The organism is Brevundimonas sp. P7753 (assembly GCF_013386595.1).
Classification (GTDB): Bacteria; Pseudomonadota; Alphaproteobacteria; order Caulobacterales; family Caulobacteraceae; genus Brevundimonas; species Brevundimonas bullata.
Window position 1 is genome coordinate 1 of record NZ_JACARP010000232.1, and the last position, 328, is coordinate 328.

Here is a 328-nt window from a genome sequence, read left to right on the forward strand (position 1 = left end):
GGCGCGCGCCTCGGTGATCCCTTGCGTCTGCGAGGGGCGGCGGAAGGCGTGGTCAGGCGGCTGGTCGGGGCGACCGCGCGATTTCTGGCGGGCGATGAGATGATCATCGAAGGGCTGGCGCTTGATCTGGCGGGGGCGGTTCTGTCGCCGGATGAACTGGACGAGGACCCGGCGCCGGAATGGCTGTGGCGGGCGAGCGAGATCATCGCCGACAGGGCCGCCCAGCCGGGGATGGAGGTCCGCAGCATCGCCGCAGAGGTCGGAGTTCATCCGGTCTCGCTGGCGCGGCGCTATCGCCGTCACTACGGCCAGTCGCCGGCGGCGGCCA

Annotated in this window: 1 protein-coding gene; it reads left to right on the forward strand. The window is 71.6% G+C overall.

The annotated features are described in order from the left end of the window. Positions 1–328, forward strand: a 328-nt coding sequence (locus HX774_RS19320) for an AraC family transcriptional regulator (protein ID WP_178829021.1), incomplete at both ends; no start/stop codon positions are given.